At 39.3% G+C, this 20632-nt stretch carries 22 protein-coding genes and 1 riboswitch; of the genes, 7 read left to right on the top strand and 15 right to left on the bottom strand.

The window, feature by feature from the left end:
* Positions 1-148 precede the first annotated feature (148 nt).
* The 9 genes from AAHB15_RS07520 to AAHB15_RS07560 form a co-directional block, all read right to left on the bottom strand.
* On the bottom strand, positions 149-856 hold the full coding sequence (locus AAHB15_RS07520; RefSeq protein WP_098532194.1) for a response regulator: 708 nt from the start codon (positions 854-856) through the stop codon (positions 149-151).
* On the bottom strand, positions 853-2454 hold the full coding sequence (dcuS, locus tag AAHB15_RS07525; protein WP_335574879.1) for a DcuS/MalK family sensor histidine kinase: 1602 nt from the start codon (positions 2452-2454) through the stop codon (positions 853-855). Before dcuS ends, AAHB15_RS07520 begins: the two co-directional genes overlap by 4 nt.
* A gap of 86 nt (positions 2455-2540) precedes the next feature.
* Positions 2541-3788, bottom strand: coding sequence for an NAD(P)-dependent malic enzyme (locus tag AAHB15_RS07530; RefSeq protein WP_335574878.1), 1248 nt, complete (start codon positions 3786-3788; stop codon positions 2541-2543).
* Positions 3789-4049: 261 nt separating this feature from the next.
* Positions 4050-5015 carry a homocysteine S-methyltransferase gene (gene mmuM / locus AAHB15_RS07535; RefSeq protein WP_342042108.1) on the bottom strand — a complete coding sequence of 322 codons (966 nt, stop codon included), beginning with the start codon at positions 5013-5015 and terminating at the stop codon, positions 4050-4052.
* Positions 4990-6399, bottom strand: coding sequence for an S-methylmethionine permease (gene mmuP, locus AAHB15_RS07540; protein ID WP_335574876.1), 1410 nt, complete (start codon positions 6397-6399; stop codon positions 4990-4992). The genes mmuM and mmuP overlap by 26 nt, the downstream gene beginning before the upstream one ends.
* 82 nt (positions 6400-6481) lie before the next feature.
* A riboswitch (SAM riboswitch) is annotated at positions 6482-6585 on the bottom strand.
* 85 nt (positions 6586-6670) lie between these two features.
* Entirely contained in the window at positions 6671-7639 is a 969-nt protein-coding gene (locus AAHB15_RS07545; protein WP_144563854.1) for a carbohydrate kinase family protein, read from the bottom strand.
* 21 nt (positions 7640-7660) lie between these two features.
* Positions 7661-9130, bottom strand: a complete 1470-nt coding sequence (locus tag AAHB15_RS07550) for a glycoside hydrolase family 32 protein (RefSeq protein WP_335574875.1) — start codon at positions 9128-9130, stop codon at positions 7661-7663.
* Positions 9131-9189: 59 nt separating this feature from the next.
* Positions 9190-10638 (bottom strand): sucrose-specific PTS transporter subunit IIBC, encoded by a 1449-nt coding sequence (locus AAHB15_RS07555; RefSeq protein WP_335574874.1) that lies wholly within the window; start codon positions 10636-10638, stop codon positions 9190-9192.
* A 161-nt stretch (positions 10639-10799) separates the two neighbouring features.
* Positions 10800-11795, bottom strand: a complete 996-nt coding sequence (locus AAHB15_RS07560) for a LacI family DNA-binding transcriptional regulator (protein WP_335574873.1) — start codon at positions 11793-11795, stop codon at positions 10800-10802.
* Between the two features lie 261 nt (positions 11796-12056).
* On the opposite strand from AAHB15_RS07560, the gene AAHB15_RS07565 reads away from it, so the two are divergent.
* Positions 12057-12521, top strand: a complete 465-nt coding sequence (locus tag AAHB15_RS07565; RefSeq protein WP_335574872.1) for a PTS sugar transporter subunit IIA — start codon at positions 12057-12059, stop codon at positions 12519-12521.
* A 123-nt stretch (positions 12522-12644) separates the two neighbouring features.
* On the opposite strand, the gene AAHB15_RS07570 is transcribed toward AAHB15_RS07565, so the two are convergent.
* A complete protein-coding gene (locus AAHB15_RS07570) occupies positions 12645-13184 on the bottom strand; it encodes a hypothetical protein (protein ID WP_335574871.1) in 540 nt (179 codons plus the stop codon).
* 447 nt (positions 13185-13631) lie between these two features.
* Here AAHB15_RS07570 and AAHB15_RS07575 point away from each other — a divergent pair, with 447 nt between their 5' ends.
* On the top strand, positions 13632-14006 hold the full coding sequence (locus tag AAHB15_RS07575) for a DUF1284 domain-containing protein (RefSeq protein WP_335574890.1): 375 nt from the start codon (positions 13632-13634) through the stop codon (positions 14004-14006).
* A 177-nt stretch (positions 14007-14183) separates the two neighbouring features.
* Entirely contained in the window at positions 14184-14429 is a 246-nt protein-coding gene (locus tag AAHB15_RS07580; RefSeq protein ID WP_335574870.1) for a heavy-metal-associated domain-containing protein, read from the top strand.
* Between the two features lie 62 nt (positions 14430-14491).
* Here the strand turns inward: AAHB15_RS07580 and AAHB15_RS07585 are convergent, their stop codons facing one another.
* On the bottom strand, positions 14492-14662 hold the full coding sequence (locus tag AAHB15_RS07585) for a hypothetical protein (protein WP_186446419.1): 171 nt from the start codon (positions 14660-14662) through the stop codon (positions 14492-14494).
* 131 nt (positions 14663-14793) lie between these two features.
* On the opposite strand from AAHB15_RS07585, the gene AAHB15_RS07590 reads away from it, so the two are divergent.
* Positions 14794-14946, top strand: coding sequence for a hypothetical protein (locus AAHB15_RS07590; protein ID WP_186446420.1), 153 nt, complete (start codon positions 14794-14796; stop codon positions 14944-14946).
* A gap of 293 nt (positions 14947-15239) precedes the next feature.
* On the opposite strand, the gene AAHB15_RS07595 is transcribed toward AAHB15_RS07590, so the two are convergent.
* The gene (locus AAHB15_RS07595) at positions 15240-15374 is read right to left on the bottom strand and encodes a hypothetical protein (protein WP_342042109.1); all 135 of its coding nucleotides are present in this window, start codon (positions 15372-15374) and stop codon (positions 15240-15242) included.
* Between the two features lie 491 nt (positions 15375-15865).
* Here AAHB15_RS07595 and AAHB15_RS07600 point away from each other — a divergent pair, with 491 nt between their 5' ends.
* Positions 15866-16570 (top strand): DUF421 domain-containing protein, encoded by a 705-nt coding sequence (locus AAHB15_RS07600; protein ID WP_335574869.1) that lies wholly within the window; start codon positions 15866-15868, stop codon positions 16568-16570.
* Between the two features lie 61 nt (positions 16571-16631).
* On the opposite strand, the gene AAHB15_RS07605 is transcribed toward AAHB15_RS07600, so the two are convergent.
* A complete protein-coding gene (locus tag AAHB15_RS07605; RefSeq protein WP_342042110.1) occupies positions 16632-17198 on the bottom strand; it encodes an MOSC domain-containing protein in 567 nt (188 codons plus the stop codon).
* Between the two features lie 143 nt (positions 17199-17341).
* On the opposite strand from AAHB15_RS07605, the gene AAHB15_RS07610 reads away from it, so the two are divergent.
* A complete protein-coding gene (locus tag AAHB15_RS07610) occupies positions 17342-18274 on the top strand; it encodes a PD-(D/E)XK nuclease family protein (protein WP_335574867.1) in 933 nt (310 codons plus the stop codon).
* Between the two features lie 57 nt (positions 18275-18331).
* On the opposite strand, the gene AAHB15_RS07615 is transcribed toward AAHB15_RS07610, so the two are convergent.
* Complete coding sequence (locus AAHB15_RS07615; protein WP_335574866.1) at positions 18332-18757, bottom strand: ASCH domain-containing protein; 426 nt, start codon at positions 18755-18757, stop codon at positions 18332-18334.
* A gap of 330 nt (positions 18758-19087) precedes the next feature.
* On the opposite strand from AAHB15_RS07615, the gene AAHB15_RS07620 reads away from it, so the two are divergent.
* Entirely contained in the window at positions 19088-20032 is a 945-nt protein-coding gene (locus AAHB15_RS07620; RefSeq protein WP_335574865.1) for an aldo/keto reductase family protein, read from the top strand.
* An 86-nt stretch (positions 20033-20118) separates the two neighbouring features.
* Here the strand turns inward: AAHB15_RS07620 and AAHB15_RS07625 are convergent, their stop codons facing one another.
* On the bottom strand, positions 20119-20559 hold the full coding sequence (locus AAHB15_RS07625) for a universal stress protein (protein WP_335572702.1): 441 nt from the start codon (positions 20557-20559) through the stop codon (positions 20119-20121).
* Between the last annotated feature and the right edge of the window lie 73 nt (positions 20560-20632).

The raw sequence follows: 20632 nt of genomic DNA on the forward strand, positions 1-20632 counted from the left end.
TATGATTTGAATATATACTTTCCGCTTCGATTCTGTTCACCATAAATCAAGTTAAAGGTAAAGTATCAGGACATATAATCCTATAAAAATCTTTAAGGGACAGCCCCAACATTGAGGAGGTGTCCCTTTTTGTCTTAATTTATACCTATTACAAAAAATTTTTAATCAGATGTTCCTTATATTTATTAAAATGATGCTGGTAAACAGGTCTTCCGACTGTTCCATAAATGACCTTTACCTCAAGAATCCCAATACCTTTTAAAAAGTTTAAATACTTTCGGACGGATACTCTTGAAATTCCAACTATTTTCACAACATCCTCTGTTGAGAACGGACCGTCTTTCATCTCCTGAATAGCGTCCCAAATTTGTTTCAATGTATCCTTTGTTAACCCTTTGGGCAGCTCTTCTAAAATTGTTTTTTCTTCCCGGCGTAATAGCTGATAATCAAGTTCATCCTGACTGGTGACAGGTTGATTTTTAATAAATTCCCTTTTTTCCAAATAGGCTGTTAATGCTAGTTGAAAACGTTCGAATTCAAATGGTTTGATTAAATAATCGACAGCTCCGTATCTTAATGCTTTTTGTATTCTATCCATATCTGACGCAGCTGAAATGATAATTACATCCGTTTCTTTCTCCTTTTCGCGCAGAAAAATTAGAAGCTCGAGTCCCTGTTTTCCAGGCATAAAAATATCCAATAGTATAAGATCGAAATCTTGATTTTCGATAATTCTTATAGCATCTTCTACTGATCTTGCCATTGCTGTTAACTGAAAACCGTTAACTTTAGCAAGATAGCTTTTATTGAACTCTGCTACCATTGGATCATCTTCTACAATCATCACCCGAATCATCCGATCTCCCCCTCTGCCTTATAGGGTATATAGAGGGAAAATATCGTGCCTTTTTTAGGCTTAGATGCAATAATCAATTCTCCTTCCCATTTTTCTATGGCTTGTGAGACGAGATACAGACCTAAACCTCTGTTTTCCCCTTTAGTTGAGAATCCCTTTTGAACAATTTTATTTTGCATAGCTTCACTCATTCCAATTCCAGTATCTTTTACCTCTATTGTTAAAATGTCATCTCCATAATCGAATTCTACGTCAATCTTTTTGATAGAGCAATCAGCCACAGCCTCGACCGCATTATCAATTAAATTACCTAGTGTTGTAATCAGCTCGTGTGTAAGATGGGAATCATCAGGTGGTGGCAGAGGATGATTACAGGAAACGGATAATTCTACCCCGGATTCCCTAGCATAGCTTAACTTTCCAATAAGAAAACCAGCTAACACAGGGTCTTGAATCTTTTTTGTAATGAACCCTATTTCTGTTTTTCGGTGTTTTACAATATCGTTTATATACTCAGCTAATTTGTCATAATAGCCCATACGCACCATTCCAAGGATGACATGGAGTTTATTCATAAACTCATGCGTCTGCGCACGAAGCGCGTCTGCGTATATACGTACTCCTGTTAGTTGTTCCGCTAGGATTTGCATTTCCGTCTTATCACGAAAGGTAGCAATAGCTCCTACTGTATTATTTCCCACAACCACTGGGACCCGATTGACTAATATCGATAATCCGTTTAAATTTTGTTCTTCATCCAGTTCTGCTCTGCCGGTTTTGAGAACTTTGCTTAAGCGAGTTGCGGGCAAGTATTCCTCTACATCTCTCCCAATAGGCTCTTGGCTCAATCCTGCTTTTTGAAATAGCTTTAAAGCAGCTCGATTGACAAGTGTAATCCTTGATTCTTGATCAACCGCCACTATTCCTTCACGCACAGATTGCAGCATAGCACTTCGCTCCTCTAATAACCTTGCGATGGCAAAAGGCTCGAGCCCTAACAAAATTCTTTTTATATATCTAGCTAGCAAGACTGCTCCAATTACCCCTATTACTATCCCGACCAATGTTCCAATGTAAATACCTGTTCTGCTCTTATTGACTGCCTTTTCTACACTATTGAGAGAAATTCCGACAGCTACTGCCCCTACTTGTTTTCCTCCTTTTTCAAAGATGGGAGTAAAGTAGCGCAAGGATGGGCCCAGGGTTCCTCTTGCAAAAGAAACATGCTCCTTTCCTTTTAGTACAGGACCTTCATCACCACCCATAAATCGTTTTCCTACCTTGTTGACATCGGGGTGGGATTTCCTTATCCCCCTCATATCCATCACAACAACAAACTCTACATTTGTGGCCACTCTTATTTCATTTGCAAACTGCTGAATATCCTTTTCATCCCGTTTTCCACTCATTGCATCAATAACAAGCGGACTATGTGAGATCATTAAAGCAACATTTTTGGCCTTTTCAATCTGACTTTCTTTCGTACCTTCTGCAACCCTATTACTGATAAGTAGGTCCGTTATAAGGAGTGAAACAGTTACTACAACACAGACAAAAATAGTAATAATTGACTGTAAACTCCATCTTCCTTTTTTCATCTTCTTCCTCCATGTAAAAATCACTATGACGACGTTTAATAAAAAAGAAAATCCCGTTTAAAAGGGATTTTCTTCTTTTGATTCGTTTAGACTAGTGCAAGTTTTGTTTCTTCGTTTGCTATTGATAGGCTTGCTTTAATTTGTTCTACACTGATATTCTTTCGGGAAACACCCGTTTCCATTGCAGCTGAAGCAACTGCTGCTGCAACATGTACAGCTACTCTCTGATCAAATGGATTAGGTATGACATAGTCTGCATGAAGTTCTACCTCTGAAATTAAACCAGCAATGGCATGAACTGCAGCAATCTTCATTTCCTCATTGATTTCTCTTGCCTGAACATCTAATGCTCCGCGGAAAATTCCCGGAAACGCCAAAACATTATTGACCTGATTCGAATAGTCCGAACGTCCTGTACCTACAACCAATGCTCCCGCTTGTTTTGCTTCTTCCGGCATAATCTCCGGTACAGGGTTGGCCATGGCAAAAATAATCGGGTCACGTTGCATTGTACGAACCATTTCTTTTGTTACGGCACCTGCTGCTGAAACACCAACGAATACGTCAGCACCAACAAGAGCATCCGCCAACATTCCTTCTTTTTGTTCTTTGTTTGTAACCTCAGCCATTTCCTCTTTGAATTTATTCATTCCAAAAGGGCGCCCCTTATAGATGACTCCTTTGGTATCACAAAGAATAACATCCTTTACCCCCATATGAAGCAAGAGTTTTACAATCGCCACTCCTGCTGCCCCAGCACCGTTTACTACAACACGAATATCTTCTAGCTTTTTGTTTGCCAGTATAAGAGCATTAATTAATCCAGCAGCTGTTACAATGGCTGTACCATGCTGATCATCATGAAAAACAGGGATATCACAAGCTTTTCGCAGCTGATCTTCAATTTCAAAGCATTGGGGTGCAGCAATATCTTCTAAGTTTATTCCTCCAAAGGTAGGTTCTAATAATTTGACCGTACTCACAATTTCTTTTGTGTCAGTGGTATCTAGACAAATAGGGAACGCATCCACATTGGCAAATGACTTAAATAACACGGCCTTTCCTTCCATTACCGGCATTGCAGCTTTTGGACCGATATTTCCAAGACCAAGTACAGCCGTTCCATTTGATACAACTGCAACTAGATTCCCCTTCATTGTGTAATCATATACCTTACTTTCGTCCTCATGAATATCCAGACAAGGTTCTGCCACACCAGGAGAATAAGCTAAACTTAAATCCTTAGCATTATTTACTGGAACCTTAGAAGTTACTGCAAGTTTTCCTTGATGTTCCTTATGCATCTTTAATGCTTCTTCCCTTAAGACTGACATATTCCTATCTCTCCCCTATTTAAAAATTTATGTAAACACTTGGTAGAGTTGCCGTTTACACTTTAAATTTATAATTCCATCATAATACCAAGTAAGCATTTTCATAGATTTTGTAATTAAAAAAAGCAAGCTTTTATAAAATTTTTTCTTTTTTGTCTTTAGTATTCGTTAAAACATAAAACGGATAAAAAAACAGACCAACGGTAATATCCACCATCGGTCTGTTTATTAATTTCATTCTAAATATCAATAGTTTTATTTTTAATCGTGGAGCAAAACCTCAGAAGACCGCCATTTTTTTGAAATCTCCTCAATGTGTTGAGGAGTGGTTCTGCAGCATCCTCCTATTAACCGTGCTCCTGCTTTATACCATTCCTCAGATTGACTATCAAACGCATTACATTGTTCATGGCCATGCCATGTTTTTGTTTCTGCATTATAGGTTTCACCCGAGTTTGGATAAACAAGAATCGGCTTATTGGTGTTTGCGCTCAGCTCCTGAATGGCACCAGTAACAACATTAATTGGTGCACAATTGAGTCCAATCGCAACAATTTGTTCGCTGTTTTCAAACAACCTGGCACAGTCCGCCAGCATAGTACCCTCACTAATCACTTCTTCATTTTTTAAAGAAAAGGATAACCACGCATAGGTGTCTGGAAATTCTCGCAACAATGAATCTAGTACTCTTGCCTCCTGCAAGGACGGGATTGTTTCAAATGCTAACAGGTCGGCACCTGCCTCAACTAAAGCAGAAATTCTTGGCCGATGGAATTCAGCTAACGTTTCATCGGTTACACCATAATTCCCTACATATTCAGAACCATCTGCAAGGTACGCCCCATAAGGTCCAACTGATCCTGCCACCAACGGTTTCGGCCGATTGGTTTCTCTATTTTCCTTCCAAAAATCATCTCGTGCCCTTTTTGCCAGCTGCACTGTTTTCTTAATTAACTCTATAGCCTCCGCTTCTTTTATTCCACGTGCGGCAAATCCATCAATCGTAGCTTGATAGCTTGCCGTAATAGCACAGTCCGCCCCTGCTCGAAAATAATCAGCATGAACTCGATAAATCAATTCCGGGTTTTCAAGTAATACTCGTGCAGACCAAAGGGGATCGTCTAAATTACAGCCATGTGCCTCCAGTTCTGTAGCTAATGCTCCATCAAGAATCATAATAGAATGTTGAGATAAAATGGACTCAATTGGATCGATTTTGCTGGACATACTCTACGCCCCTTTTCTTTAAATTTTGTGTTAAATAATAACTTCCGTAGCAAAGCAAAATAAATGGGATGCCGCAATACAGGGCAATTCGTTGTGTTGGATCAAAGGCAATTCCAATACATGATGCCAAACAAAGGATAAAAGATACAATTGGTACGAATGGGTAAAGTGGTGTTCGATACACTAGGTCCTTTTCAGATTTTCCTTCCTTCAAATATTGTCTCCGAAATAAGAACTGTGACAAGCTAATACTCATCCAAACGACCACCACTGCCAGGCCCGAAATGGACACAAGTACGATATAAACCGTATCTGGTGCAACAATACTGGAGAGTAGTGCCAAAGCCCCTCCCACCATGCTAAAGATGACCGCATTGATTGGGACCCCTTTTGTTGTCATTTTTCCAAAGATCGGTGAGATTGTCTTCTTATCCGCAAGTGACCAAAGCATTCTCGAAGAGGCATAGAGCCCTGAGTTAGCTGCTGATAGAATGGCCGTAAGGATAACAAAGTTCATAATGTCTGCAGCATATGGTACTCCAATTCTTTCTAATACTGCTACAAATGGACTCTCTAATACTCCTGCGTCAGACATAGGCAATAACGCTGATAAAATAACAATTGTTCCCACAAAAAAGATAATTAATCTCCACAAGGTGGTACGAATGGCCTTCGGTATTGTTTTTTCTGGGTTTTCTGTTTCCCCTGCTGCAATACCAATTAATTCCGTTCCTGAGAAAGCAAAATTAACCGCAAGCATGGTCATTAAAATGCCTGTAGCACCATGGGGAAATAAACCTGCGCTTGTAAAATTAGAAAAGAAGGGTTCTGAATTCGAATGAGTCATCGGAAGAATGCCTGCCAAAGCGGCAGCACCTAAAACAATAAATAGGATAATAGCAATTACCTTGATCGAAGAAAACCAAAATTCAGATTCAGCGAAAAACTTGACGGTCAGTACATTTAATACAAAAATCAAAATGGCAAAGAAAGCACTCCAGACCCAAACACCGATGAATGGAAACCACCTCTGCATCAGTAATCCTGCAGCTGTGAATTCAGAACCTAAAGCAACCGTCCAAGTCAGCCAATACAACCAGGCAACTGTATATCCCGTCCCGGGCCCGATATATTTAGCTGCATAGCTATGGAAGGCTCCCGTTTCTGGCATATGTACGGAGAGCTCCCCTAGACATAACATTACAAGGTAAACTACCAGGGCTCCAATCAGATAGGAAAGTATGGTACCAAACGGACCCGCTTGTTGAATGGTGTAACCCGTACTTAAAAATAGTCCAGTACCAATCACCCCTCCAAGCGACAGCATCACTAAATGACGTGTCTGCATTTTTCTTTGAAATACTTGCTTGTTTTTATTCTCCATTCCTACACTCCTTATGCTACTATCCAGAAAAAGCAAAAAACGCACTCGAAAAGAGTGCGCTGCTGACAAATAAAAACGGAAGCTCTCATCTATCAGGGTCTTCACCCGCAGGAATTAGCACAGTATCTTTGTAGACCTGTTGCTGAGGTTTCATCGGGCCAGTCCCTCCACCTCTCTGGATAAGAATATTTTTTTACAACCTTATCAATCTATGGAAATAATGTCAATCAATTTCTATACTTTTAACTAATATATTACGTTTTACTAAATCCTAATTTTGCAGTAATTGAATGATTTCCTCCTTTGTTGGAAGGGAGGAAATCGCCCCTTTTCCTGTGGTGGTAAGAGCTCCACTTGCATTGGCGTACGTAAGGATTTCTTGATGGTATTTATGAAGAACTTCTTCAAGATTTTGTTGTCTAACGTTTGTTTCTAAAAGCTTGTATAAAAAACCGCCAATGAAAGCATCTCCAGCTCCAGTGGTATCCTGCACATCAACTGCAAACCCGCTTGATTGAAATTGTTGGCCTTTTACATATAGTTCTGCACCTTGGGAACCTTTGGTGAAAATAACGGCTTTAACATCCCCAACAAATAACGATTGAATCGCTCGATCTACCTCATCAATTCCAGTAATGAATTCTAGCTCTTCATCTGATATTTTCACAAGGTGTGCATTTGGAATAAATTCTAAAATTGTATTTCTGCAAGCTTCAGGATGTTCCCATAGAGGCAGACGGACATTGGGGTCAAAACTGATTATACTGCCCTTATCCTTTGCTAAACGAATTGCCTTTACATGGGCCTGCTTCATCGGACTTTCCACTAAATCTACTGAACAGAAATGGAGAATATCACCCTCTTCAAACCAATTCTCCTCTATTTCACTTTCATGCAGCAACAGGTCCGCAGAAGGTTTGCGATAAAAAGAAAAGTCCCTCTCTCCATCAGCTCGTAATGATACGAAGGCAAGCCCTGTATTCGCCTCACTTGTTCTTGATATATTATCCGTCATCACCCCTGCCTGCTGAAGCTGCTCTAAAAGAAAATCACCAAACGCATCATTACCTAATTTGGTAATCATCGATGCCCTTCCTCCGTATTTCGCTACTGCGGCTGCGACATTTGCCGGTGCGCCACCAGGAGCCCGCTCAAACTCTACCACATCTTTTAGCGCTTTTCCCTTTTGAAGGGGAATAAAATCGATCAGTACCTCACCAATTGAATACATAGTTCTCATCATCTACACCTCATGCTCCTACTAAATGTCCCATTTGCTTGCTTGAAATAATGCCCTTCCGCCTTCTGCAAAAAAACGTACCTCCTTGCTATCCGCACCCGGGAAAATCCTGCTGGTAAATACCTCTTCACCATCATTTATAAAAATCTCAACAGAAGAGATATCCGCAAAAAGATGAAGCTTTATTTTAGATCCATCCACAGAGCATTTCCTCTCAGTTCCATACTGTTCTCCAACTGGTTCTCCTGAGAAAGTACGGTCTAATATGACCTTTTTCTGGAGCGCATCATATTTAAGAATTGTTTTTTCCTTTGTACCCGCTCTGAATTCAACACCGAATACCTCTGCATCAAAGTTCTCAAATTCACAGATCATCTCAAAAGAAGTCCCATTAAAATGCTCGTAAACCTTCTTCTCATCAAAGAGGACATCTTTTATTTTATGCTGCTGTTTACGAAGCCCCTGAAGCTCTTTAACTGGCTGCTGAATGAGCTTGCTTCCACGGATCGATAATTCTCTAGGCAGCGTCAAACAATGAGCCCAGCCATTTTTGTCTGTCGGGTAGTCCATTTCCGGAAGCCCCATCCAACCTACTAAAATCCTACGGCCATCTGGCTCCAACATCGTTTGTGGTGCATAAAAATCAAAACCTCTATCCAGTTCCTGAAAGGAGCCATGTGTCAGGGTTCGTGTTCTTACATCAAGTGGTTCGCCAAGAACATAACCAGATTGATAAATATTTTGAAACATATCGCCATTAGGGTTCAGCCCTTGAGGAGAAAAAATTAAGACACCTTGGTCCTGCAATTCAAAATAGTCCGGGCATTCCCACATATAGCCGAAACTTGACAGGCTGGTTCGCAATTCCCCTTCGAAATTCCAATTCTGCAAATCTAGAGAACGATACAGCACAACACAGCCTGTTTCATTTTCCCGCTGCGCACCAATGACAGCATAGTATTCATTTCCTGCTTTCCAAACTTTAGGGTCACGGAAGTGGTCTGTATAGCCATATGGTACATGATCTATCACGGGTTGTTCTAACTTATTTATTTTTCCATTCACATCCATAAAGGCTAGGCATTGATAGGGATGTCGCACCCAGTTCTCATCACGAGTATTGCCTGTATAAAGGAAATGCAGTTTCCCCTCATGCTCAATCGCACTTCCGGAATAAGCCCCATGACGATCGAACTTACTTGAGGGTTCAATTCCGATTCCGGCATTTTCCCAATGAACCAGATCCTTTGATTTAGTGTGATACCAATATTTTAGTCCGTGCACGGGTCCTAGCGGAAACCATTGATAAAACAAGTGATATTCTCCATTATAATAAGAAAAACCATTGGGATCATTTAATAAACCTGTTTCTGGCTGTATGTGAAAAGTTTGCCGCCATTGGCATCCCTCAACTTCTGATTGCAATTTCAAGATTTCTTCTTTGCTTGCTTCTTCTATCCGGCGATATCGCTGCTCTTTTGTCCATATCATGTTTGTCTAACTCCTTATGCAAGAAAGGAGAATCACCTGATTCCCCCCTTTGTTATTGATTATGCTGCTTGTTTCTCATTGGCCGAAGTACTTTTTCTAGAATCACGCTTAGCTAGCACAAAAGTAACGGCGAAAGCTACTACAATTGAAATAGCCATTCCAATTACATAAGAAAGAATGGATCCCGGCTTGATTGAAATGATTCCTGGCAGGCCGGCCGCTCCCAATGCAACAGCTTTCACTTTAAAGAAAGTGATAAACCCTGATGCAACACTAGATCCAATAATTGCTCCTATAAATGGATATTTTAGCTTTAAATTAATACCGAACATCGCTGGCTCTGTAATTCCTAATAGTGCGGAAATACCGGAAGCAGAAGCAAGACTCTTCAGCTTTTTATCTTTCGTCACAAGCAACACAGCAAGAGTTGCTGCACCTTGAGCAACGTTTGACATAGCTGCTATTGGGAATAGGAATGAGCCACCCGTTTTTGCAATATCAGAGATTAATTGTGTTTCAACCGCAACAAAGCTTTGATGCATACCTGTTATGACGATTGGGGCATAGAACAATCCTAATAGAGCACCGCCGATAAATCCCGTCGTATCATATAACCAAACAAGGCCGTCTGTGAAAAGGTTACCAGCTGTTCTCATAAACGGACCTACAAGGGTAAACGTTAAAACTCCCGTTACCAAAATCGATAATAGTGGTGTTAACAGATTATCCAAAGCAGATGGAATGACTTTACGTAAACTAATTTCTATTTTTGCTAGAATAAAAGAAGCAGCCAAAACGGGCAGCACCGTTCCTTGATAGCCTACCTTTTCAATATCAAAACCAAGTATGTGCCAAACTGGTACTTTGTGATCGACTAAAGCGGCTCCGTAGCTATAGGCATTTAACAGATCTGGATGAACCAAAATCATCCCAAGGGCTGCACCTAAATAGGCATTTCCTCCGAATCTTTTGGTTGCCGAAAACCCTATTAATACTGGCAAGAATACAAACGCCGCATTTGCAAACGTATTAATCATCGCAGCTAAGTCAGCGATACCCGGATTCGCATCAATCAAGGATTTCCCTTCCATAAATAAATCTTTAGCCGTTAATAAGTTATTCAGTCCCATTAATAAACCGCCCGCAACGATGGCTGGAATAATCGGAACAAAAATATCAGAAAGTAATTTAACTAACTGTAAAAGAGGATTTTGCTTTTTCGCTCCTGCATTTTTCACCTGACTTGTTGACATCTCGTTAATCCCTGCAAGGTTTACAAATGGTTTATATACTTCATTAACAATTCCAGAACCTAAGATGATTTGGAATTGTCCAGCTGTAGAAAATGTTCCTTTTACGGTATCAATTGCATCTAATGCAGCTTGGTCCACCTTTTCTTCGTCATGTAAAACTAAACGCAGCCGGGTAGCACAATGTGCTGCAGCTGAGACATTTTCTTTACCGCCAATTGCATCCAAAATCGCTTGTGCAACTTCCTTGTGGTTCATGATTCATTCTCCTTTTTTATGGTTTCTGGGTATCTTTTAGAATCACCTTGTTGTAGAACCGGTTCCAAACAGAGCTAAAAAAATAAAACGCAGTATTTTTGGAACCGGTTCTATTTTTCCGGTTAGAAAAACGGTTCATTGTGGAACCGATTCCAAACACATTATAATTTACCACTTAATAAATTGTCAACGCTTTCTCGTTCAATTATTTTATATTTTGATAAAATAATTGGGGCTAATTCTTCACTGTTTATTAGTTTAACCATACTTTGGGCAGCCACTTGTCCGGCCTCTTTATAAAAAAACTGAACAGTCGTTAAGCTAGGATGGATGATCTCTGTAACTTCATATCCTCCGAAGCCTGTAATGGATAAGTGATCCGGTACATTAATCCCCTTTAAATGAGCTGCTTTTAAAGCACCAAGGGCTATGTTATCTGTTGCACAAACAAGTATAGAAGGATTGAACTTATCAATTATATCCGGAACCCTTTTGATTGCCTCCGCCATTTTAAAGCTCGTCTCATAATAGTTAACTTCACAGTCTCCCGCCTCTTGAATCGCCTTTGTGAAGCCTTTTTTTCTATTGACGCCGACAGCAATATCTTGTTCCGTAACTCCTAAATAGGCTATTTTCCGGTGCCCTTTGGCGATTACATATTTCCCTATATCATAACCCGCCTCGAAATCATTATGGATGAGACTATACACAGCTTGATGCTGCTGACCAACAAGTAAAATTGGTATTTGCAGCTGCTGGAATGCTTCAATGTGTGTATCAGTAATTTGTGTTGCAAGCAAAATAATTCCCGCTACCTTTTGCCTAGCCATGGTGTAAATATTTTCGATTTCACGGTCTAGATCCTGACTGGTGTTTGATATTAACATTTGGTAATTCAGTTCCCTAAGCTCCTCGTCAATTCCTATTAAAGTTTGTGAAGTAGCATAGGAATCCAGCCGAGGCACGATTGTCCCAATAATATTTGGTTTCTTTGCTTTTAAACTTTGAGCAAAAGTATTAGGAATATAACCCGTTTCTTTTATGACACGCTCAATCTTTTTCTTTGTTAATTCGCCGACAGACCCGCCATTTAAATACCTGGAAACAGTACTCTTGGCAACACCAGATAATCGGGCAATGTCTGCAATAGTTTTCATAGCTTCAACCTCATTTTTCATGTAACCAATTTGTATTTTTCATTCTATCGGTTAATTTTAATATTTTTTCTTCCTTGGTAATCTAGTTTTAGTATAAAATCATTTTTTCCATGAAGAAAGTCGTTTAGAATAAAATCGTTGAATTTTTTTCTGCAGTTCATTAAAATAAAAGATAATTCTATAAATTCATTACCCAAAATTGGAACCGGTTCCTTAGTCCTATTTTGTACAATAAAAGAAATCATAAAGGTGGTTTTTCAAATGTTTAAAGGATTATTTAAAAAGAAATCGGTTGAAAGTGATCCATTTATCTTACAGCCGTTAGAGGGACAATTAGTACCAATCGAAACCGTTCCAGACCCTGTCTTTTCACAAAAAATGATGGGAGATGGCTTTGCAATCCAGCCAACAAATGGAACAGTTGTTTCACCAGTCGATGGAAAAGTAATAAGTGTATTTCCAACAAAGCATGCTGTGAGCCTCCTTGATCATAAAGGAAAAGAGATTCTAATTCATGTAGGAATTGAAACAGTCAACTTAAAAGGTGAAGGGTTCACTTCTTTTGTCAAGGACGGGCAAACCGTTAAAAAGGGACAAAAGCTGCTCGAGGTTGACTTTGAATTCATTAAAGAGAAAGTACCCTCAATTATTACGCCAGTAGTATTTACAAACCTAAGTGAAAATGAAAAAGTCGTTATTGATGAACAGGGTGTAAGAATTATTTAGAATAATATTTTTGCGCAATAATCACGTCTAGCCTCTCTAATTAACAGAGAGGCTTATTCGATAACGATAATAAGTCATTCTCGCTTTGTTTGTCGATGAGATTAACCAAATTTTTTACCAATATTAATTTTCGGATTGAGTGAAGTGCTTCCTTTTCTTTAATAAAATTAAATAATAGAAAATGTAATAAGCAAACATAATGAGCAATAGTCCTGCTGTCCAGGAACTTCCGACGGCTGCGCTAATATTTTGGTAGCCATTTGTTTGCTTTTGTAGTGCTGCATCGGTTAGTATCCCGGATGTATACATCCGATAAAAACGATAGATAAGCCTGGCTAAAAAGATGAAAGTAACCGTGCTCCCTATCCATATATTTGGACGGTAATACCAATGCTTTTCCCTTTTCTCAAAGGTAGTCAAGGCTGCCCCATAATAGCCGAGAAGGATACCTACTAGAATCCCGGCAGCATCTGAGATTAAGCTGATCGGATGGGTAAGCCCTACAGATAAAAAGGCCAGCCCAATAACAAAGAAAATACACGTCCTGATCACCAATTTACGAGGATGAAGCTCCTGCCAGCCAATATTCCGGCGAACCCGCCTGTAGATACCGAAAATAAAAATTGCGATGATGATGATAAGGGTACTCAAGTGCTGAGTCATGGATTTTACCTCCTAAGTATTCACTTTATTTTGATACTATACAACCTCTCAACAATCTCCAACTGTGCTCGTAACTCTTCAATTATGTTTATGACCGTTGATAATTCTCTTTTAATCCTCCATCTGGAGATTATATTTATTTTTCTTCCGTATTTCCCCTTGAATCTCAACAAGTTTTGCATTTATTTCTGAGAACATAAGTCCGCTCCTTTTTTAATGTCCAAAAATAAACCTGGTTCCAAATGAGAATCTACCTTGTACAAGGTGATGAACTTGTTTCTATTGGAATATATTTCTAATAATTTTAACACTAATTAATAAGGTTTACATCACGAAAATCTGATAAAAAACTTAGAAAAAACCGGTATAATGGATGACAAAGGAGTGGTATCGTTGAGTTTGAGTTTACGGGGTCACCATTTATTATGTGTACATGGCTTTCGTGGGATGGGCTACAGTCCCGATTTCGTAAAAAAAATGAGCGAAATCGTCGAGCAAATCAGGGATGAACGATCGGACTTTCCAATCCAAGTGGTTGCAGCACTGGACGATACTTGTTGTACGTGCCCACATAAGGGAAAAAACACCTGTGAAGCAGGCATTGGTTCTAATGAGCATGTCCTAACAATGGACCTTAACGTTATTCGTCAGCTGGGACTAATCGAAGGTGCCATCTACAATAAGTCCTTTTTAGTTCAATTAACGGCTGAAAAAGTGGAACCAGATGATTTGGATTATATTTGTAAGGGATGCTCCTGGCTTTCCTATGGAGTGTGCAAAGAAGGGATTGCCGATTTACGGGAGAAGTATTTAAAAGAGTAAAGTAAGCTTACTAAAAGGTTCGTATGCTGATTTTATTTGAAAATTTAAAGATCGCTAATTCATCCTCATTCTTTAATAATATTTGTCCAAAAACGGCTATATTAACGTTATTTTTCCTTGATACATTTCTACTCTATCTTTTTCAGGATAATTCCTGTTATTTTGGATATCTTCTAAATGGAGAATACAAATAAACAGGGAGGGAAGATGCTTGTGGCCAACTTAACGATTTATGTAAAAGATGCTGTAAATGAACGACCGATTCAGTCATTGGAATCGATCCTATCTCAGATGGATGGCATTGAAAGAGCCTTGGTGGATACTGAGGACGGCGAAGTAAAGATTGAATATAATGAAACCCAGGTTTCTCCAGAAAAAATTAAAGAGACAGTCCTGCAGCATGGACTAAATCTAGAGAATTAAGCATACTTAAACTCCACAAATCCCCCATTAATGATAGGGGGATTTGGTTTTGCTTATAGAGGTTACAAGCCTCCGCAGGATTGGTTCGTACCCTTTGTTTGTTGATTGCTTGCTTCTACAGTTTCTTTTGAAACCGATTCAAGTCCATAACCAGTCGAACTTATTTCTAGGTTCTCTTCTCTGTTCTTTTTAGATGTTGGATTTAAATTTGGATCAAAATTGTTTGTTTCCATTTGCGCCTCCTTAAAATCGTGATAGTTAAATTATCTGCAATATTTAGCTTTTTCATTATGAAAGAAGGATATTATCCATGATTTAGTTGACACTATTTTTTGTCTAGAATAAAAAGAATGAGGGATGAAAGATGGCGAAGACAAACGACCAAAAGGATACATCTGTAAAAATCGGCATGGACGGCGGACCAGTCGGTGAAGGCGTAAACAGCGATAATTCCTTTAGTGATGCTGGTTTAGAGAATGCCCGATTACTTCGAAAGGCAGCGAAGAAGGATAAGTAAGCTCGATTTCTACTAATCAAGTCAGCAAAAATTTTTTTAATAACCATAATACCCTTTTCACATTTTTCGGTCAATGAAAACAACCTTCATTGACCTATATGATTTTCTAGCTCATCTAAAGAGCAATCAAATTCACTTTCATTGACCGTCAGCTTACTCTTTATCCACTGAAGGTTAATGAGTCGCACCTCATTAACTGGTATTAGCTCCACTCTTCATTTTCGGCCAATTTTACCTCCCAAAAAATTGACATTAAATTTACAATCATAAAATCCTCAGTTTACAAACCTTGACTATAATGTAGTTATTAAATAACTGATAAAGGAGTTGCCACATGATTGAATTTCTAGTCCGCCTGGTAATTTTGGTCCCTCTTTGTACGATTCTCTGTCCTTAAACGTTCCCATTTCCCCATCCACTTTCCCCAAAAATATTCCTTCAAAACCAACTACTCAAATCATATTCAAATTTACCCTAGTACTTACTCCAACTAAATTACTTTTTTTCACGCTAATATTATTTAAGTAGACAAGGACAAAAGCTGATAACACACATAAAATGTAAAAACAAAGGCATATTTGAATATTTGTACTCATATACTTGTAAAACATTTTCACTAGAAAGGGGAATCTCGACCTATGGATATTTGCATTTCTTGTGGAAAAGAGTTATCAATTATGGAGAGAAATAGGACTGAATGCTGGGAATGTAGAGATACGACAGTAGAAGCCTATACTGAAGAAGAATAAGTAATCCTTATGTAGATTTGTCCCTCTGGTTTTTAGAAAAAAAGCCCTGTTCCTTAACAGAAAGGACTGGGCTTTTTTGGTTGTAAAAAAATGAGCACATTTAAGGATTATGATAAGGACATCAGTGTTAAACTATGTGGGAGTTTATGGTACGAAGGGCGGTGTTTAGTATGGATTTTGCTCAAGCTCAGGATACACTGACAATATTCGAATGGATTCTTCGGGCGATTGTCGTTTTTTTCTTTTTACTGATAGTGGCCAAAGTCTTAGGTCAGCGTGCCATCTCCCAATTAAGACTGCTTGATTTCGTTATCGCGTTAGTGATTGGAAATATTATTGCCCATCCGTTGTCTGACGACCATCTTGAGTTAAAGGGTTCTATGACCACCACAGTTGTCTTGGTTGTATTATATCTTGGATGTATTTTTCTGAATCTAAAATTACCCTGGTTTAGAAGACTTGTTAACCATGCTCCCATTACGCTCATCCAGGACGGAGAAATTATTTTTAAAGGATTAAAGAAAGCGAGAATTACCATAGATGCCTTATTAGAAGAATTGCGGGAAGAAAAAGTGGTGGATTTGAAAAAAGTAGCCTTAGCGATTTGGGAGGCTGATGGTAAAATATCCGTCTTTTTAGATCCAAAATACGAACCGATTACCCCTGCTTCCTGTCAAATGAAAACAGACCCATTTGAATTACCAAGGACCATTATTAAGGAGGGCAGAATAAATTCAGAGGAGCTGAAACAAATACATAAGGATGAAAGCTGGGTTATTTCCGCTTTAGATCGCTCCTATAAAACTGAGGTTAAAAACGTTCTGCTGGCCACCCTTGATACGAAAGAAAATCTGAAAGTATTTTTATACAAGTGAAAAACTGACTCAAAAATTTTTTTGAGTCAGCCGCTATTTCAGCCTTTTCAAAATTGTTGGATCATTGCATCGGATTGGTGTAGTCATTCACTAGGATCTGCACTTCGTCCGTTTCATGGATAATCCCCGGCCTTTCTACGGCACAAACAATCCCCCGCCTCTTATAGCCTGCCTTGACAAAACGAGTGGCAAGCTTCGCATGGTGCTCATAGTGCTTTTGAATTTCTTCTCCAGGCAATGTACAAGGCATATTTTCCCCCATACAAATTAAGCCCGCTCCACTTGGGAAGAGGATTCTTGAGCCCAGCGTGAGCTTCGTTAATTCAGGATATCCCTTTACCAACAGATTTGCTCCTAACCACTCCGGAAGCACCTTTTCGATTTCTAGCTCTCTAGCAATTTGAGCTAGATCCTCCTCAGACACAATTGTAATCTGCCTTCGGTTAAGGATCTCGGTTCCTCTAGGGTACATGGGCTGTCTTGAATCAGCCTTACTCGTTATCCCAAAATGGCGGTCGCCTTTTATTCCGCCAAACTCAAGTGCAGCTTCCGGAATTCTTCTGGTCACGAATGTCTCTGGAAGATCAGCAAGTAATACTGACTGTATGTTTGCCACTGCTTTTTTCAAAAAAAAACCCTCCCTTTGTCATTAAGGATGTTAATTTAATATTACCATTAATAGTCCCCTAAAACATGCCAATTGATTTTTGCAGCCTGCTGCCAATACAATGAATCTATCATTATTATGAATTTAGTGAAGAGGAGTAAACTATGTACGTTTACCGCGATTATCCCGAATTTTCTTGGTCCAATTCCAGGCACAAGGCCTTTTTAGAGTGTACCCGAAAGTATTATCATCAATACTATGAATCTCATAATGGCTGGGAGTATGAAGCACCGGAAGAAAACAAGGCCGCTTACCGACTTAAAAATATCAAGAATATCCCCATTCTCTTAGGGGATGAAATCCATAAAGTGATTGACCGGCAGCTCAAAAATTTCCTAAATGGTAAAAGCCTCTTTACGGAAGACGATATGATCGCTTTGGTCACGAAAGGCTTGAATAAAGCCTATTTAGATTCAACTAGATTTCGCATGCACTGGCTTCAGAAACCAAAGCGATACCAGATGCTTCATGAAATCTACTATGGTCATGGGCTTAGCCCTGATGAAATTAGCTCGGCGAAAACAAAGCTGCAGTTATGTGTGAATAACTTCTTCAGGAGTAAAACCTATCAAGATATTCTTAACAAGTTAGAGATGCATGTCCTGCACTCAGAGGATTTTCAAACGTTTGAAGTGAATGGTGTCGATGTATTTGTGGTCCTGGACTTTGTTTATAAGGATGTCAGTCAGGGAAAGTGGATTGTAGTCGATTGGAAAACTGGTAAGGAGTCAGAGGAGGACCGGAAACAGCTTGCCCTTTATGCCCTATTCCTTTCACAGAAGCACGATATACCGATTGAAGACATTGTTCTGCGAAATGAATATTTGTTAACAGGCAAAAGCCAAGAATATCAATTAACCCAGTTTGAGATTAACTCAGCTCAAGTATTAATGAATGAAAGCATCTATCATATGCTTGGCTATCTCGAAAATCCAGCAAGGAATAAGCCACTCAGTATAGACCAATTCGAGAAGAACTCTTCAAACAAGTGCCAGCGCTGTAACTTTAAAGAAAAATGTGAAGTTTTAAATAGCTAAATAGTAAAAATGGTGTCAGGCACCACAAAAAGACAGTGTCCACTGGTGGCTGACAACTTACATTTCGTATTCCCATAATCCGAGGTGTCCTTTTGCTGGAATTGGCTGGTCTAGCAGCTTCATGTCTTGTACTTCCCAGGCGTAGTTTCCTTCGTTGAAGTCTCCTAAGAAGTAGTTGTTTTCAGATACGATGACGCCATTTTCTAGGACGGCCCATGTGGATTGATTGTTTGTTACCTTTAAGCAATTAATCAAGTTGCAAACAGCGATAATCTTCCCTGTTGGAAGATTATCCACTGTGTTTCCATGTTTACCGAGTAAAGCTTGAATAGCTTTATGAGAGCATACGGCTTTATCTACTTGTTTACTTGTATGTATTGCCAATGGTCCCCGATAGGTGGTTCTCCATGTCCTTGTTTCATATATGGCTTCTCTCAGCACAAAAAGACTAGCCCATGGCTGCTTCATCGACAAAACCTTCATGATACCAGGCCCTTCCTTAAAGTTATGTACCTTAAAGTATTATCACGTTTTCCTGCTCTCATTCAGTCATTAAAGCTCTATTGACTACCCTCGTGCCTCCTTTTTTTGATCTACGGTCGTCAATAACCTCTATTGGCTGCCCTCGTGCCACGCTTTTTTGATCTACAGTCGTCAATTAGCTCTATTGGCTACCCTCCATCTCAATTATTTATAAAAATATTACATAGATTACATTAGACCTAACTATATTTATATAGTATAGTTTGAATTGTTAGACTACTACTTTTACAGATTGTACCTAAAAATGAAATGTATTGGAGGAAACGGTAAATGCAATATCGACGTTTAGGCAATACGGGATTAAAGGTCAGTGAAATCAGTCTTGGAAGTTGGCTTACATATGGCGGATATGTGGAAGAACAAAATGCCGTTGCTTCGATTGATCAAGCCTATGAATTAGGGATTAATTTTTTCGATACAGCAAACGTTTACATACGTGGTGAGGCCGAGAAGGTTGTTGGAAAGGCATTAAGCAAATATCCAAGAAGCTCTTATGTCCTGGCAACAAAAGTATTTGGAAATATGGGCGATGGTCCAAATGACCATGGTCTATCACGCAAACATATTATGGAGCAATGTGATGCCAGTTTAAAGCGCCTTGGCAAGGATTATATTGATATTTATTATTGTCACCGATTTCACCACGAAACCCCGCTAGAAGAAACGTTACGGGCGCTAGATGACCTTGTCCGCCAGGGAAAAGTTCTTTATCTAGGTGTAAGTGAATGGACAGCTGAACAACTAACGGATGCAGTCCATATTGCAGATAAAAAACTGCTGGACCGTATTGTTGTCAATCAGCCTAACTACAGTATGCTGCAGCGTTATATTGAAAAAGAAGTGATTCCAGTAAGTGAAAAGCATGGAATCGGCCAAGTGGTCTTTTCACCTTTAGCACAAGGTGTGTTAACAGGAAAGTACAAAAAAGGTGAACTGCCGCCAGCAGAAAGCCGTGCCGCACAAAAGGATTTGAATTTATCTCATGTGCTTACAGAGCAAAACCTTGATAAAATAGAGCAGTTAAAGAAAATTGCTGCGGAAGAGGATTTAAGTTTAAGCCAGTTAGCACTTGCCTGGATACTAAGACAGCCAAATGTGGCCAGTGCTCTTATAGGAGCAAGCCGTCCGGAGCAACTATTAGAAAATGTAAAGGCTTCGGGTGTGACCTTATCAACTGATAGCCTTGAACAAATTCATGAAATTTTAAATACATAGGCTTTTAAGGTAAAAAAATTGAAAGAGCACCCGCTACTAGCTTAGCAGATGCTCTTTTTTTCGTTACTTTCTATTCACGATAGAGTCTAATACTCAGGTGTACGAACAACCAAAACATCACAAGTAGCTGAACGAACGATGGATCCAGACACGGAACCAATTAAGTAACGTTCAACAGCATTTAATCCTGTAGCACCACAAATAATTAAATCCGCCTCTACAAAGTCAGCAAACTCCTTCGTGATGATCGTTTTTGGAGAACCGTATTCGACTACTGCCTTTACGTTTGTAACACCTTCAGCTTTAGCTTCTAACTTGTAGGCATTTACAAGTTCCTCTGAAGCGCGCTGTGCACGCTCAACAGTGGAGCGTTCATAGGCTTCGAAAGAACGAGTATTGAAAATGTTTACTATGTTTAAGTATGAGTTTTTGTTACGTTTTGCAACATCGATTGATTTGTGAAATGCGTATTCGGCTTCCTTTGAACCGTCTACAGCTACTACGATACTTTTATAATGATTTGCCATCTGCCATATCTCCTTCTATTTGAAGCTATACTATCTTAAAAAAGATGCTTAATCTTAGACCGAGTGAAATTTC

This window comes from Bacillus sp. OTU2372, assembly GCF_038440275.1.
GTDB classification, from domain to species: domain Bacteria; phylum Bacillota; class Bacilli; order Bacillales; family Cytobacillaceae; genus Neobacillus; species Neobacillus bataviensis_B.